Source organism: Thalassococcus arenae, assembly GCF_019104745.1.
In the GTDB taxonomy this organism is placed as follows: Bacteria; Pseudomonadota; Alphaproteobacteria; order Rhodobacterales; family Rhodobacteraceae; genus Thalassococcus_B; species Thalassococcus_B arenae.
This window is the reverse complement of sequence record NZ_JAHRWL010000004.1, coordinates 26,495-39,893: the sequence shown is the minus strand read 5'-3', so window position 1 is coordinate 39,893 and position 13,399 is coordinate 26,495. Positions and strand designations below refer to the sequence as shown.

Here is a 13,399-nt window from a genome sequence, read left to right as displayed (position 1 = left end):
GACATGAACCTGACCCCCCGCGAGAAAGACAAGCTGCTGGTCGCCATGGCCGCCGAATTGGCGCGCAAGCGCCTGGCCCGCGGCGTCAAGCTGAACCATCCCGAGGCCATCGCGCTGATCACCGACGCGGTGGTCGAGGGCGCCCGCGACGGGCGCAGCGTGGCCGACCTGATGCAGGCGGGCGCGCGGATCGTGACGCGCGGGCAATGCATGCAGGGCGTGCCCGAGATGATCCACGAAGTGCAGGTCGAGGCCACGTTTCCCGACGGCACCAAGCTGGTGACCGTGCACAACCCGATCCGGTAGGGCCGTGCGTATTTTTGAAAGAGAAGAACGAGGGGGTTCGCGATGAAGAGATGGGCTTTGGTTCTGGCGATGCTTGCGGGGCCGGTTGCGGCGCATCCCGGTGCGCATGTGCATCCACATGACGGGGCATCCTGGCTGGCGGTGTTGGGTGCGCTGTCGGTCGTCGCCCTGGCGGGCGGCGTTGCCGCGGTGGGCCTGCGGAGGAAAAGGTGATCCCCGGGGAAGTGATGCCCGCCGCGGGAACGATCACCCTGAACGAGGGGCGCGAGGCGATCACGCTGATGGTCGCCAATACCGGTGACCGGCCTGTGCAGGTGGGCTCGCATTACCATTTCGCCGAGGCCAACAGCACGCTGGATTTCGACCGCGACGCGGCGCGCGGTCGGCGGCTGGATATCGCGGCGGGCACGGCGGTGCGGTTCGAACCGGGTCAGCGCCGCGAGGTGCGGCTGATCGAGATCGGCGGCGCGCGGCGGATCTTCGGCTTCAATCAGCAGGTGATGGGTCGGCTGTGAGAGGCGTGCTAGGGTGATCTTGCAGGATCGCGGGCAGAGCCGTCGAGCAGGCCACCCACCATAGATAGGGAGAACGACCCATGTGCGATATCTGCGTGATCAATTCGGTGAAGGAGCGGATGCTGTCGCGCCGCCAGTTCTTTTCGGCATCGGCAGCGGTTGCGGCCGGGTCGGTGCTGGGCGGCATCACCGCCGCCCCGCCGGCGCTGGCGGCGGGCCATGGCGGGGTGGTGGACATGACCCACAAGCTCAGCCCGGATTTTCCGACCTATTTCGGACCGCCGGGCATTGCGATGGAGCCGCAGTTCAATTTCGCCGAACACGGCTTCAACCTTTTGAACCTGACGATCAACGAACATACCGCCACTCATATCGACGCGCCGTTGCATTTCTCGGCCGATGGCCTGTCGGTCGACGAGATCCCGGTCTCGGACCTGGTGATCCCGCTTTGCGTTGTGCACATCCATGGAAAGGCGGCCGAGAACCCCGACGCGCAGGTAACGCCGGACGATCTGAAGGCGTGGATCGCAGCCAACGGCCCGATCCCCGACAAGGCCTGCGTGGCGATGCATTCCGGCTGGGCGGCGAAATCGGGTGATGCGGCGGCCTATACCGGCAATGATGCGGCGGGGGTCAAGCACTTCCCCGGCTTCCATGTCGAGGCGACGCAGATGCTGCTGGAGGAAACCACGGCGGTGGCGCTGGCGGTTGACACGCTTTCGCTGGATCACGGGCCATCCGCCGATTTCGCGTCGCATTACGCGTGGCTGCCCGCCGGCCGTTACGGCATCGAGAACCTGGCCGGGCTGGAAAACGTGCCTGCGGCCGGGGCCACGCTGGTCGTCGGCGCGCCCACCCATCCCGGCGGCACCGGTGGTCCCGCCCGCATCTTCGCGATGGTGTGATGGCGACGCTGCCGCTGATATCCGACGAGGCGGCCAGCGCCGAGGTGCTGGCCGTCTTCGCCGACATCCGGGCCACCCGGGGCACGGATTACATCAACAATTTCTGGCGCGCGCTGGCCAACGACCCGGCATTGCTGCGCGCTACCTGGGACCGTCTGAAACAGGTGATGGGTCCCGGTGCGTTGGATCCGCTGGTCAAGGAGATGCTCTATATCGCCGTGTCCACCGCCAATGGCTGCGACTATTGCATCCATTCCCACACCGCCGCCGCCAAGGCCAAGGGGATGAGCGCCGCCCAGCACGGCGAATTGCTCGCGGTGATCGGCATGGCGATGCAGACCAACGGGCTGGTCAGCGCGATGCAGGTGGAGGTGGACGATGCGTTTCGCGTGTAGTGTGCTGGTCTTTCTGCTGGCCGGGGCCGCTCAGGCGGCGTGTCCCGGCGATACGCAGATCGAGATGAACACCTGCGCTGCGGAAGAGTACCGACGCGCGGATGCGGCGCTGAACGCGGCCTGGAAACCGGCCAAGGCCTTTGCCGACGGCGCGGGTATCGGGGCCAAGTTGCTGGATGCGCAACGGAAATGGATCGCGTTCCGCGATGCGGCCTGTCTGGCCGAAGCCGGTTTGTACGAGGGTGGGTCGATCCGTCCGCTTGTCCTGAATTCCTGTCTGACGCGCCTGACCCGTCAGCGCACCGAAGACCTGTTGACCCTGGGGTATTGAGGAGACGTCCATGCCCGCCACGATCTCGCGCCGCGATTATGCTGCCATGTTCGGGCCCACCACCGGCGACCGCGTGCGGCTGGCCGATACCGATCTCATCATCGAGGTGGAACGCGATCTGACCGCGATCGCCGTTGGAGAGGCGGCCGGTGGCAACGCGCCGATCTATGGCGAAGAGGTCAAGTTCGGCGGCGGCAAGGTGATCCGCGACGGGATGGGGCAGGCGCAGGTGACGCGGGCGGATGGCGCGGTCGACACGGTCATCACCAACGCGCTGATCGTCGACCATTCCGGCATCTACAAGGCCGATGTCGGCTTGCGCGACGGGCGCATCGCCAAGATCGGCAAGGCCGGCAACCCCGACACCCAGCCCGGCGTCGACATCATCGTCGGGCCGGGGACCGAGGCGATCGCGGGCGAGGGGCGCATCCTGACCGCCGGTGGGTTCGACAGCCATATCCATTTCATCTGCCCGCAACAGATCGAGGATGCGCTTCATTCCGGCCTGACCACCATGCTGGGCGGCGGCACCGGCCCGGCGCATGGCACTCTGGCCACCACCTGTACACCGGGGCCCTGGCATATCGGGCGGATGCTGCAGGCGGCGGATGCCTTTCCGATGAACCTGGCCTTTGCCGGCAAGGGCAATGCCTCTCTCGCCGCCGCGCTGGTCGAGCAGATCAAGGGCGGGGCCTGCGCGCTGAAGCTGCACGAGGATTGGGGCACCACGCCCGGCGCCATCGATTGCTGCCTGTCGGTGGCCGACGATTGGGACGTGCAGGTGATGATCCACACCGACACGCTGAACGAGAGCGGCTTTGTCGAGAACACCGTCAAGGCCATGAAGGGCCGCACGATCCACGCCTTTCACACCGAAGGGGCGGGCGGCGGGCACGCGCCGGACATCATCCGCATCTGCGGCGAGGATTTCGTGCTGCCGTCCTCGACCAATCCGACGCGGCCCTACACGGTGAACACGCTGGAAGAGCATCTGGACATGCTCATGGTTTGCCACCATCTCGACAAGTCGATCCCCGAGGACGTGGCCTTTGCCGAAAGCCGTATCCGGCGCGAGACCATCGCGGCCGAGGACATCCTGCACGACATGGGGGCGTTTTCGATCATCGCGTCCGACAGCCAGGCGATGGGCCGGGTGGGCGAGGTCATCATCCGCACCTGGCAGACCGCCGACAAGATGAAGAAGCAGCGCGGGCGGCTGGCTGACGAGACCGGCGAGAACGACAATTTCCGCGTCCGCCGCTACATCGCGAAATACACGATCAACCCGGCCATCGCGCACGGGATCGCCCACGAGATCGGCAGCATCGAGCATGGCAAGCGCGCCGACCTGGTGCTGTGGAACCCGGCCTTTTTCGGGGTCAAACCCGAGATGGTGCTGATCGGCGGCACGATCGTCTGCGCGCAGATGGGCGACCCCAACGCATCCATTCCGACGCCGCAGCCGGTCTATTCCCGGCCGATGTTCGGCGCCTATGGCCGGTCGGTCGAGCACAACGCGGTAACCTTCGTGTCCGAAGCCGCGCAGGCGGACGGTATCGGCGACCGGCTGGGATTGGCCAAGCGGACACTGGCGGTCAAGAACACCCGCGGTATCGGCAAGAAGGATCTGATCCTGAACGACGCCACCCCCCATGTCGAGGTCAACCCTGAGACCTACGAGGTGCGCGCCGATGGAGAATTGCTGACCTGTGAACCGGCGTCGGAATTGCCCATGGCGCAACGCTATTTCCTGTTCTGAGCCAGTGGAGGGATCAGCCATGCAAAGCTTGCAAGCCAGCCATTCGCCAACGCCTGTGGTGACGGACCCCTGCCGCCCTTATGTCATGCCGCACCGCAGCATGTGTGCTGCAATTGAGGACGAGACAGATGGCAGATATCACCTCGAGCATGACCCCGGTGGCCAAGGCCGCCCCCTTTCGACCCTTGGCCGCGCTGTGGAGCGCGCTGACCAAGATCGGCGAAAACTCGCATCGCGCCCAACTGGCCCGGAAATGCGCCCAGGTCAGCCAGGCAGACCTCGATCGCATGGGTCTGACCCGCGCTCAACTGGTCCAGCGGGCCTTTTCGATCTACTGACCGACGGTGGCGCGGCATGACCGCGCCGCTGATCTCCCGCACCTACCACGGTCACGCCCATGGCGTGGCCGTCGGTGAAGTGCAGCTTGACTACGAGGCGCGGTTCCTGCGCCGAAAGACACTGGTGCTGACCGACGGGCGCCGGGTGCTGGTCGACTTGCCCAAGACGACATCGCTGGATCACGGCGGCGTGCTGGTGCTGGACGGCGGCGGCGAGATCGCCATCGTTGCAGCGCCCGAACCGCTGATCGAAGTGACCGCGACCGACCTGCCGCGCATCGCCTGGCATATCGGAAATCGCCACACCCCCTGCCAGATCGAACCCGGCCGCCTGTTGATCCGGCGCGATCACGTCATGGCCGACATGCTGGCGCGGATCGGCGCCACGACCCGCGACGTGGTCGAGCCGTTCACCCCCGAAGGCGGCGCCTATGGTCATGGCCGCACGCATGGTCACGATCATTCCCACACGCACGGTCCCGATGGCCACGATCACGACCACTGACCCGCTTCTGGTGCTGCACCAATTGTTCTCGCCGGCCTTCCCGGTGGGCGCCTTTGCCTATTCGCACGGGTTGGAGACGGCGATCCAGGACGGGACGGTCCGGGACGCCGCCGCGTTGCGCGATTGGCTCGAGACGGTTTTGCGGCATGGCGCGGGCTGGTCCGACGCGGTGCTGATGGCCTGCGCCGCACGGGGCGAGGATGTGGCCGACCTGGCGCTGGCGCTGGCACCGTCGTCGGGACGGCAGCGCGAGACCGCGAACCAGGGCGCCGCCTTTGCCGAAGCGGTCAACGCGGTCTGGTCGCCGGGTCTGGACGCCACGGCCTATCCGGTGGCGGTCGGTCGGGCCATCGCTGTTCTGGGCCTGCCACTGGGCGCCGCGCTCAGGCTGTACTTGCAGGCTGTGGTGTCGAACCTCGCCAGTGCCGGCGTTCGGCTGATCCCGCTGGGCCAGACCGAGGGCCAGCGCATCGTGGCCGCCCTGGCACCGCTATGCGCGACGTTGGCCGACCGGGCCGAAACCGCCACGACAGATGATCTGGGCGGGTTCGCCCCGATGCTGGATATCCAGAGCCAGCGGCACGAAACGCTGTATTCCCGCAATTTTCGATCCTGAAAGGAGCCCTGCCATGCCTTCCCCAAACGGCCCCCTGCGCGTCGGTGTCGGCGGCCCCGTCGGCGCCGGCAAGACCACGCTGACCGCCGCGCTGGCCCGGGCGCTTGGCCCCCGCCTGTCGATGGCGGTGGTCACCAACGACATCTACACCCGGGAAGATGCCGAAGCGCTGATGCGCATGCAGGTGTTGCCGCTGGAGCGGATCCGCGGTGTCGAAACCGGCGGCTGTCCGCACACGGCCATTCGCGAGGACGCCTCGATCAACCTTGCTGCCATCGCCGACCTGAACGCCGCCTTTCCGGACCTGGAACTGATCCTGATCGAGTCCGGCGGCGACAACCTGTCGGCCACCTTCAGCCCGGAACTGGCGGATGTGACGATCTACGTGATCGATGTCGCGGCGGGTGAGGAGATCCCGCGCAAGGGCGGGCCGGCGATCACGCGCTCGGACATCCTGGTCATCAACAAGACCGACCTGGCCCCGCATGTCGGCGCGTCGCTGGAGGTGATGCAGCGCGATGCGACGCGGATGCGGGCCGGGCGGCCGTTCGTCTTTACCGCGCTGAGACATGGTGAAGGGGTGGACGCGGTGATCGTGCTGCTGGCCGAGATCGGTGGTCTTCCGCTGGCGGATGCGGCGGAATAGGGGGCCAGCCCCCTCTGGCGGCAAGCCGCCATTCACCCCCGGAGTTTATCGGGCAAGATGAAGCATCAGGGTTTCGCGAAGATGTCGCGGTAGGTCTCGCGCAGGGCGGCTTTCTGCACCTTGCCCATGGTGTTGCGCGGCAGGGCGTCGACGATGACGTAGTGGCGAGGGTGCTTGAAGCGGGCGAGTTTTGCCGTGACGGTTCTTTGGATCGCGTCGAGATCCGGACCGGCATCGTCGGCCACGAGGACCGCCACGGGGCTTTCGCCGAAATCGGGATGGGGCGCGCCGATCACCGCGCTTTCCAGGATGCCGGGCTGATCGTCCAGAAGGCTTTCGATTTCCTTGGGGTAGATGTTGTAACCGCCTGAAATAATGAGGTCTTTCCCGCGACCGACGATGGTGATGTAGCCGTCGTCGGATTGCAGGGCGAGGTCTCCGGTGATGAAGAAACCGTTTGCGCGCAGTTCGGCGGCGGTCTTTTCGGGCATCTGCCAGTAACCCTTGAACACGTTCGGACCGCGCACTTCGAGCGTGCCGATCTCGCCGCGCGGCAGCTCGGCGCCATCGGCATCGCAAACCCTGACCTCGACACCCGGCAGCGGCAGGCCCACGGTTCCGGCGCGACGGTCGCCGTCATATGGGTTGGAGGTGTTCATGTTGGTTTCGGTCATCCCGTAGCGTTCGAGGATCCGCTGGCCGGTGCGGGCCTCGAAGGCGCGATGCGTATCCGCCAGAAGCGGGGCGGAACCGGAGATGAACAGGCGCATGTCGGCGGCGGCCGCGTCCAGGCGCGGTTCGTCCAGCAGCCGGGTGTAGAAGGTGGGCACGCCCATCATGGCGGTCGCCCGTGGCATCCAGTCGATCAGCCGACCTGCATCGAACTTGGGGAAGAACACCATCGATGCCCCGGCGGCCAGGGTGACATTGGTCGCCACGAACAGACCATGGGTGTGGAAGATCGGCAGGGCGTGCAGCAGCACGTCGTCAGCGGTGAAGCGCCAGTGATCGACCAGTGTCAACGCGTTCGACAGAAGGTTGTCGTGGCTCAGCATCGCGCCCTTGGACCGGCCGGTGGTGCCCGAAGTGTACAGGAAGGCCGCGATGTCATCCGGATCGCGATGCACCGGATCATGCATTTCCGAGGCGGTGTCGAGCAGCGTGTTCATCGTGCCGTGGCCATCGGTTCCCAGGGTTTCCAGCCGCGCGGAGCAGGCCGCGGCGACAGCGGCCAGGTCTGTGCTTCGATCCGGCGCGCAGACCAGGACGCGCGCGCCGCTGTTTTCGACGAAATAGGCGATTTCGTCGGCGGTGTAGGCGGTGTTGAGCGGCAGGAACACGATGCCCGCCCGGATGCAGCCGAAGATCAGGGCCAGGGCGTCGGGGGATTTGTCGACCTGCAGGGCCAACCTGTCGCCGGGACGCAAGCCCATCCGGGCAAGGGCATTGGCGCATTGCGCCGTGCGCCGGACAAAGGTGTCGTAGGTCACGGTTTCACCGTCCGGAAGATGCAGAAAGACCGCCGAGCTTGCCTGGTGCGGCAACAGCATCCGGTCGAAAAGCGGATTGGACATGGTAACCCCCGTCGTACCTTTCGTGTTCCTGCCCAAAGCGGGCGTCGAGGTAAAGGGGGTGGTGGTGGCGTGGGGGGGACTCGAACCCCCGACCTAACGATTATGAGTCGTTCGCTCTAACCAACTGAGCTACCGCGCCATCATGTGCGCGGGTGCTTACGGTTTGGGGGTGGAAGCGTCAAGGGCGAAATCGGCAGGGCTTTGCCGCGCACCAGCGTTGCGCGATCCATTCGACCAAAAGACAGTTGAAACGTGTGTTGACCTGAGGTCAACCTGATCGCCTGACAACACCAAGAAAACGGGAGGAAACGCGATGCTCGACACAACAGCCGAGGCGCAGACGCAGACGTTCCTGGACCAGTTCGGACAGGCGCTGGAGAGCGGCGATATCGATGGCGCGGTCGATCTGTTCGCCGACGAATGCTATTGGCGCGACCTCGTCAGCTTTACCTGGAACATCAAGACTGTCGAAGGCAAGGATCAGGTGCGCGACATGCTCGAGCACCAGCTGGCCACCACCAGACCGTCGCAATGGGCGATCGCCGAGGGCGAGATGCCGACCGAAGACGGCGGCATCGTCACCGCCTGGATCACCTTCGAAACCGCCGTGGCGCGGGGCTATGGGCTGGTGCGTTTGAAGGACGGCCGCGTCTGGACGCTGCTGACCACGATGGTCGAACTGAAGGGGCACGAGGAACCTGCGGGTTTCGCCCGGCCGATGGGCGCCAGGCACGGCGCCGGCAAGAACCGCGCCACCTGGCTGGAAGAGCGCCAGAAAGAAGAGGCCGAGCTGGGCTACAAGACCCAGCCCTATTGCGTGATCATCGGCGGCGGGCAGGGCGGCATCGCCTTGGGCGCGCGGCTGCGGCAACTCGGCGTGCCGACGATCATCCTGGAACGCAACGACCGGCCCGGCGACAGCTGGCGCAAGCGCTACAAGTCGCTCTGCCTGCACGATCCGGTCTGGTACGACCATCTGCCCTACATCAAGTTTCCCGACAACTGGCCGGTGTTTTCGCCCAAGGACAAGATCGGCGACTGGCTGGAAATGTACACCAAGGTGATGGAGCTGAATTACTGGACGCGCAGCACGGCCAAATCGGCCCAGTGGGACGAAAAGGCCAAGGAATGGACGATCGTGGTGGACCGCGACGGCGAAGAGGTGGTGCTGAGGCCCAAGCAGCTGGTCATGGCGACCGGCATGTCGGGCAAGCCGCGCATCCCCGATTTCCCCGGTATGGAGACGTTCAAGGGCGATCAGCACCATTCCAGCCGGCACCCCGGCCCGGACAAATACAGCGGCAAGAAATGCGTGATCGTGGGGTCGAACAATTCCGCCCATGATATCGCCGCGGCGCTGTGGGAGGCCGATGCGGACGTGACGATGGTGCAGCGGTCCTCGACCCATATCGTACGCTCGGACACGCTGATGGAGATCGGGCTGGGCGATCTCTATTCCGAACGCGCGGTGCAGGCAGGCATGACGACCGAAAAGGCCGACCTGATCTTTGCCTCGCTGCCCTACGCGATCCTGCATCAGTTCCAGATCCCGGCCTATGCGGCGATGAAGGAGAAGGACAAGGATTTCTACGAAGGGCTTGAAAAGGCGGGGTTCTGGCTGGATTGGGGCGACGATGACAGCGGGCTGTTCATGAAATATCTGCGCCGCGGGTCGGGCTATTACATCGACGTCGGCGCCAGCCAGCTGATCATCGATGGCGAGATCAAGCTGAAGCGTGGACAGGTCGTGGCGGTGGATGAAACCGGCGTGGTGCTGGACGATGGCACCCATCTGGACGCCGATCTGATCGTCTATGCCACCGGCTACAATTCGATGAACGGCTGGGTGGCCGATCTTGTCGGGCAGGACATGGCCGACAAGGTGGGCAAGGTCTGGGGGCTGGGGTCGGACACCACCAAGGACCCGGGGCCGTGGGAGGGCGAGCAGCGCAACATGTGGAAGCCGACCCAGCAGCAGGCGCTGTGGTTCCACGGCGGCAACCTGCACCAGTCACGGCATTACTCGCAGTTCCTTAGCCTGCAGATCAAGGCGCGGATGGAAGGCATCGACACGCCGGTCTACGGCCTGCAGAAAGTGCATCACCTGTCGTGAGGCAAGGGGGCGGGCGCAGGCCCGCCCCCGTCACTTGACGATGTGTTCATCCTTGACGAACAGGTTGCTCCACGCGCGGTCCACCAGTTCGGGGGTCATCTTGTAGGGCCATCCCTCGAAGTCGCAGACCGAGATCATCTGGTCGATCAGGAAGATCGGCTGGTAGTTCGCATAGACGTTGTTGATCGTCGGATACTTGTTCTTGAGCAGGTGCACGAGGCTGGCCTGGTCTAGCTGCATCTTGCGCTTGCGTGCCACCATCGAGAAAATCTTGAGGAAATCCTCCTGGCTCGGGCCGTCGATCTTGATCTTGAAGAAGATCCGGCGCAGCGCCGCCTGGTCGAAGATCTCGTTGGGGTGGAAGTTGGTCGAGAAGATCACCAGCGTATCGAAGGGCACCTCGAATTTTTCGCCCGATTGCAGCGACAGGATGTCCTTGCTTTCTTCCAGCGGCACGATCCAGCGGTTGACCAGCTTCTGCGGCGGTTCGGACTGGCGGCCAAGGTCGTCGACGATGAAGATGCCGCCCGAGGATTTCAGTTGCAGCGGCGCCTGGTAGGTGCGCGCGGTCGGGTTGTAGACGAGATCGAGCATTTCCAGCGACAGCTCGCCCCCGGTGATGACGGTGGGCCGCTGGCACAGGACGTAGCGGCGGTCGAACCGCGCCTTGCGGCGCAAAGCGTTCGGGTCGTCTTCGTCGGCTTCCGCCGAGGAATGCACGATCGGGTCATAGACCGTGATGACCTGACCGGAATACTCGATCGCGCGGGGAACATAGATCTTGTCGCCCATCGCGTCGCGGATACCGTTCGAGATCGAGGATTTCCCGTTGCCCGGGGGGCCGTACATCAGGATCGAGCGGCCGGAACTGACGGCGGGGCCAAGATTGGCGATCAGGTCGTCGGGCAGGATCAGATGGCCCATCGCACTGGTCAACTGGTCGCGGCTGATCTGGATGTTGCGGATCGACTGGCGTTCGACCTGTTCGTGATAGCGGTCCAGCGGCACCGGCATGGGGCCGAAATATTCCGACTGTGCAAGCGCGTCCAGGGCGCGGGCCTTGCCGTTGTCGGTCAATTGATAGGCCATTTCGTTGTTCGCGGTGGCGGCGGTCATGGTGCCCATCGCCTCGACCAGGCCCTGTGAGCGGGCCATGTCGACGATTTCCTGCGCCACCGGCACCGGCAGGCAGACGGCCCTGGCCAAGTGCGTGATCTGGTTGGTGTTCTTGCGGAACATCGTTTTCAGCACGATGTCGCGCATCATCACGGGCTGAAGACCCATCTCTTCAAGCCGTTTTGGCGGCGGGGGCGCCATGATGGCGCTGGTCTGCATGTTCATGTCGGACGCCTCAATCCTGCTTGGATCGGATCGTCGCGCAGATTTGCGGCAAAAGATGGGCCGCGGCAGGGAATTGCGAAGCCGGCGGCGGCTACCGGCCGAACCAGACGCCGAGGCCCAGGTAGATCGCCAGGGTGCCGCCCAGGGCGAGGCCCATGGGAAACTTGGCGCCGGTGTTCCAGCTTTGCCAATGCGGGGCCAGCCGGCGCAGTCCGGTATGCTTGCCGATGCGGTGCGCGACAAAGGCGCCCAGCAGGTTCGCGGCGAACAGCACCATCAACAGGCGCAGATCGCCGATATGGATCAGAGGCGCGGCAGCGGCGGCGAATTTCGCGTCACCCGCGCCCACTGCGCCGCCGGCGTTCAATGCGATTCCGACCAGCAACACCACGGCCAGATGGGCATAGCGCCACAGGTAGGTGTCGAAGGGCAGGGCGATCAACCCGACCAGTGCGAACACGACGACCAGCGCGATCACGGCATGGTTCGGGATCCGCATGCCGCGCATGTCGGTATAGCAGATGTAAAGACAGATCGGCGCGACGAAGGGCAGGAACCACAGCGCCGCGCTGGCCGAGATATCCATGCGCGGTCAGTTCGTGACGGTCGCTTCCAGCGCATCGAGACTGCGCGCGGCGGCTTCGAAATGCTGGGGATGCGCTTCGATCGCTTCGCGCAGCAGACCCTTGCCGATCTCGATATCGCCACGCTTGATGGCGGCAAGCCCCATCGAATGCAGCAACTCGGCGCGCTCGGTCTGGGTCATCGGCACGACGGGCAGGGTGTAGTTGCCCTGGGCGCCACGGGCCAGAACCAGGTTGTTCTTGGCGGTGAACAGCGACCGGTCCTGTCGGATTGCGTCGGCGAACAGGCGTTCGGCCTCGGGGTAATCACCGCGCGTCAGCTTGGAATAGCCCCAGTTGTTCAGGACGCTGGCGGGTGTGGTCGTCAGCCCGACGGCGATTTCATAGAAACTGTCGGCCTTCTTCCATTCCTGGTTGCCGTCGGCGATCATCGCCTCGAGGCGGTAGCGCTTGTAGGTCTCGAAGGTGGGTGGAATGGCGTCGAGCACCGCTTCGGCCTTTTCCCAATCGTTCGACCGGATCAGCGCATCGGCCAGCTCGACCTTGTCGCCATCGGTGCTTTCCTCGTGGTCGACCACCTTGGCCCAGGCGACCTGCCCTTCCGAGACGCGCTTGGCGCGGACAAGCGATGTGGCCAGGCCGCGCAGCAGATCGATCCTGTCGGGGCTCTGCTTGGAGGCCCGCTGGAAATAGGACACCGCTTCGTTGGGGTCGCCAACGGTCAGCATGACCTCGTTCAGGTTGGTCTCGTCGACCACGTTCACGTCCTGGAACTTGCGGTCGACCTCTTCGCCGGTCGGCGAGTCGCCACAGGCGCTCAACGCGACGAAAGACACCGCGCACAGCGATACAAAGAGGGGATGGCGCATGTTTGCGTCCTTTTACTGCTCTGCCTCGTTGGGTGCGCTTTCAGGACGATTTGCGGATCAGATACGACCCGCTGCCCCGGCGCACCAGTTTGTATTCTTGTTCTAACTCGTCACCATAATCGGAATTTTCCATTTTTGCGAGTGCCAAGCGCAAATTGTCCCGGATTGAGTCACTTTCGCCATTGTCCAGCGCAAAGGCCCTGCGAAAGATCTCGGCCGCCTCGGCGGTCTGGCCGCGTTCGATCAGCACGACGCCCAGGTTGTTCCAGGCTTCCGGCCAATCCGGTTCGGCCGCCACGGCGCGACGCAGCAGGGTTTCGGACTGGTTCAATCGCCCAAGTGCGAGATTGGCCGAACCAAGCGCGACCAGCACTTCTCCGGTCAGACCCTTTTCGCCGGCGGCGCGCGTAAAGGCTTGCAATGCCTGGTCATATTGGCCGGCTTCCATCAGACGGTGACCGACGACCAGCCCATCCACCGCCTCGCCGCGCGGGTCGAGACCGGGCGCGAAGGGGGTGTCGCGCGACGTGCCAAGGCCGCCCGGTGAACAGGCGGCCAATAGCAAGGTTGCAAAGACGCATCCCGCCAGGGACAAGCGCATG

Annotated in this window: 17 protein-coding genes and 1 tRNA gene; 12 read left to right on the top strand and 6 right to left on the bottom strand. The window is 64.8% G+C overall.

Annotated features, from left to right (window positions below; all coding sequences use genetic code 11):
- The first annotated feature begins 3 nt into the window (after positions 1-3).
- The 11 genes from KUH32_RS18205 to ureG all read left to right on the top strand — a co-directional run bounded on the left by KUH32_RS18205 (position 4) and on the right by ureG (position 6,316).
- Positions 4-306: an urease subunit gamma gene (locus KUH32_RS18205; RefSeq protein WP_217780094.1), complete on the top strand. Its 303-nt coding sequence runs from the start codon at positions 4-6 to the stop codon at positions 304-306.
- 42 nt (positions 307-348) lie between these two features.
- The gene (locus KUH32_RS18200) at positions 349-519 is read left to right on the top strand and encodes an LPXTG cell wall anchor domain-containing protein (RefSeq protein ID WP_217780093.1); all 171 of its coding nucleotides are present in this window, start codon (positions 349-351) and stop codon (positions 517-519) included.
- Positions 516-821 carry an urease subunit beta gene (locus KUH32_RS18195; RefSeq protein WP_217780092.1) on the top strand — a complete coding sequence of 102 codons (306 nt, stop codon included), beginning with the start codon at positions 516-518 and terminating at the stop codon, positions 819-821. The genes KUH32_RS18200 and KUH32_RS18195 overlap by 4 nt, the downstream gene beginning before the upstream one ends.
- 80 nt (positions 822-901) lie before the next feature.
- On the top strand, positions 902-1,726 hold the full coding sequence (locus tag KUH32_RS18190) for a cyclase family protein (protein WP_217780091.1): 825 nt from the start codon (positions 902-904) through the stop codon (positions 1,724-1,726).
- Positions 1,726-2,121: a carboxymuconolactone decarboxylase family protein gene (locus tag KUH32_RS18185; RefSeq protein ID WP_217780090.1), complete on the top strand. Its 396-nt coding sequence runs from the start codon at positions 1,726-1,728 to the stop codon at positions 2,119-2,121. The genes KUH32_RS18190 and KUH32_RS18185 overlap by 1 nt, the downstream gene beginning before the upstream one ends.
- On the top strand, positions 2,105-2,452 hold the full coding sequence (locus KUH32_RS18180; protein ID WP_217780089.1) for a lysozyme inhibitor LprI family protein: 348 nt from the start codon (positions 2,105-2,107) through the stop codon (positions 2,450-2,452). Before KUH32_RS18185 ends, KUH32_RS18180 begins: the two co-directional genes overlap by 17 nt.
- Before the next feature lie 10 nt (positions 2,453-2,462).
- Positions 2,463-4,211, top strand: coding sequence for an urease subunit alpha (gene ureC, locus KUH32_RS18175; protein ID WP_217780088.1), 1,749 nt, complete (start codon positions 2,463-2,465; stop codon positions 4,209-4,211).
- Between the two features lie 128 nt (positions 4,212-4,339).
- Positions 4,340-4,549, top strand: a complete 210-nt coding sequence (locus KUH32_RS18170; RefSeq protein ID WP_217780087.1) for a hypothetical protein — start codon at positions 4,340-4,342, stop codon at positions 4,547-4,549.
- Positions 4,550-4,565: 16 nt separating this feature from the next.
- Entirely contained in the window at positions 4,566-5,054 is a 489-nt protein-coding gene (gene ureE / locus KUH32_RS18165; protein ID WP_217780086.1) for an urease accessory protein UreE, read from the top strand.
- Positions 5,032-5,670 (top strand): urease accessory protein UreF, encoded by a 639-nt coding sequence (locus KUH32_RS18160; RefSeq protein WP_217780085.1) that lies wholly within the window; start codon positions 5,032-5,034, stop codon positions 5,668-5,670. Before ureE ends, KUH32_RS18160 begins: the two co-directional genes overlap by 23 nt.
- A gap of 13 nt (positions 5,671-5,683) precedes the next feature.
- Positions 5,684-6,316, top strand: coding sequence for an urease accessory protein UreG (gene ureG / locus KUH32_RS18155; protein WP_217780084.1), 633 nt, complete (start codon positions 5,684-5,686; stop codon positions 6,314-6,316).
- Between the two features lie 65 nt (positions 6,317-6,381).
- On the opposite strand, the gene KUH32_RS18150 is transcribed toward ureG, so the two are convergent.
- Both KUH32_RS18150 and KUH32_RS18145 read right to left on the bottom strand, forming a co-directional pair.
- Entirely contained in the window at positions 6,382-7,890 is a 1,509-nt protein-coding gene (locus tag KUH32_RS18150; protein ID WP_217780083.1) for a malonate--CoA ligase, read from the bottom strand.
- 62 nt (positions 7,891-7,952) lie between these two features.
- Positions 7,953-8,029, bottom strand: a tRNA-Met gene (locus tag KUH32_RS18145).
- 174 nt (positions 8,030-8,203) lie between these two features.
- Between KUH32_RS18145 and KUH32_RS18140 the strand changes: the two genes are divergently transcribed.
- Complete coding sequence (locus KUH32_RS18140) at positions 8,204-10,003, top strand: NAD(P)/FAD-dependent oxidoreductase (protein WP_217780082.1); 1,800 nt, start codon at positions 8,204-8,206, stop codon at positions 10,001-10,003.
- A gap of 30 nt (positions 10,004-10,033) precedes the next feature.
- Here the strand turns inward: KUH32_RS18140 and KUH32_RS18135 are convergent, their stop codons facing one another.
- From KUH32_RS18135 to KUH32_RS18120, 4 genes are all read right to left on the bottom strand, one after another.
- Entirely contained in the window at positions 10,034-11,344 is a 1,311-nt protein-coding gene (locus tag KUH32_RS18135) for a DUF8689 domain-containing protein (RefSeq protein WP_217780081.1), read from the bottom strand.
- A 91-nt stretch (positions 11,345-11,435) separates the two neighbouring features.
- Complete coding sequence (locus KUH32_RS18130) at positions 11,436-11,930, bottom strand: prepilin peptidase (protein WP_217780080.1); 495 nt, start codon at positions 11,928-11,930, stop codon at positions 11,436-11,438.
- A gap of 6 nt (positions 11,931-11,936) precedes the next feature.
- Positions 11,937-12,797 (bottom strand): tetratricopeptide repeat protein, encoded by an 861-nt coding sequence (locus KUH32_RS18125; protein WP_217780079.1) that lies wholly within the window; start codon positions 12,795-12,797, stop codon positions 11,937-11,939.
- Positions 12,798-12,837: 40 nt separating this feature from the next.
- A complete protein-coding gene (locus tag KUH32_RS18120) occupies positions 12,838-13,398 on the bottom strand; it encodes a tetratricopeptide repeat protein (protein ID WP_217780078.1) in 561 nt (186 codons plus the stop codon).
- Position 13,399 lies beyond the last annotated feature (1 nt).

What these genes read in the sequence shown, in the direction of transcription:
- KUH32_RS18205 (WP_217780094.1), top strand. Translation starts at nt 4, where the DNA reads ATGAACCTGACCCCCCGCGAGAAAGACAAGCTGCTGGTCGCCATGGCC.
- KUH32_RS18125 (WP_217780079.1), bottom strand. Translation starts at nt 12,797, where the DNA reads ATGCGCCATCCCCTCTTTGTATCGCTGTGCGCGGTGTCTTTCGTCGCG.
- KUH32_RS18130 (WP_217780080.1), bottom strand. Translation starts at nt 11,930, where the DNA reads ATGGATATCTCGGCCAGCGCGGCGCTGTGGTTCCTGCCCTTCGTCGCG.
- KUH32_RS18170 (WP_217780087.1), top strand. Translation starts at nt 4,340, where the DNA reads ATGGCAGATATCACCTCGAGCATGACCCCGGTGGCCAAGGCCGCCCCC.
- ureC (WP_217780088.1), top strand. Translation starts at nt 2,463, where the DNA reads ATGCCCGCCACGATCTCGCGCCGCGATTATGCTGCCATGTTCGGGCCC.
- KUH32_RS18150 (WP_217780083.1), bottom strand. Translation starts at nt 7,890, where the DNA reads ATGTCCAATCCGCTTTTCGACCGGATGCTGTTGCCGCACCAGGCAAGC.
- ureG (WP_217780084.1), top strand. Translation starts at nt 5,684, where the DNA reads ATGCCTTCCCCAAACGGCCCCCTGCGCGTCGGTGTCGGCGGCCCCGTC.
- ureE (WP_217780086.1), top strand. Translation starts at nt 4,566, where the DNA reads ATGACCGCGCCGCTGATCTCCCGCACCTACCACGGTCACGCCCATGGC.
- KUH32_RS18160 (WP_217780085.1), top strand. Translation starts at nt 5,032, where the DNA reads ATGGCCACGATCACGACCACTGACCCGCTTCTGGTGCTGCACCAATTG.
- KUH32_RS18120 (WP_217780078.1), bottom strand. Translation starts at nt 13,398, where the DNA reads ATGCGCTTGTCCCTGGCGGGATGCGTCTTTGCAACCTTGCTATTGGCC.
- KUH32_RS18185 (WP_217780090.1), top strand. Translation starts at nt 1,726, where the DNA reads ATGGCGACGCTGCCGCTGATATCCGACGAGGCGGCCAGCGCCGAGGTG.
- KUH32_RS18140 (WP_217780082.1), top strand. Translation starts at nt 8,204, where the DNA reads ATGCTCGACACAACAGCCGAGGCGCAGACGCAGACGTTCCTGGACCAG.
- KUH32_RS18180 (WP_217780089.1), top strand. Translation starts at nt 2,105, where the DNA reads ATGCGTTTCGCGTGTAGTGTGCTGGTCTTTCTGCTGGCCGGGGCCGCT.
- KUH32_RS18190 (WP_217780091.1), top strand. Translation starts at nt 902, where the DNA reads ATGTGCGATATCTGCGTGATCAATTCGGTGAAGGAGCGGATGCTGTCG.
- KUH32_RS18200 (WP_217780093.1), top strand. Translation starts at nt 349, where the DNA reads ATGAAGAGATGGGCTTTGGTTCTGGCGATGCTTGCGGGGCCGGTTGCG.
- KUH32_RS18135 (WP_217780081.1), bottom strand. Translation starts at nt 11,344, where the DNA reads ATGAACATGCAGACCAGCGCCATCATGGCGCCCCCGCCGCCAAAACGG.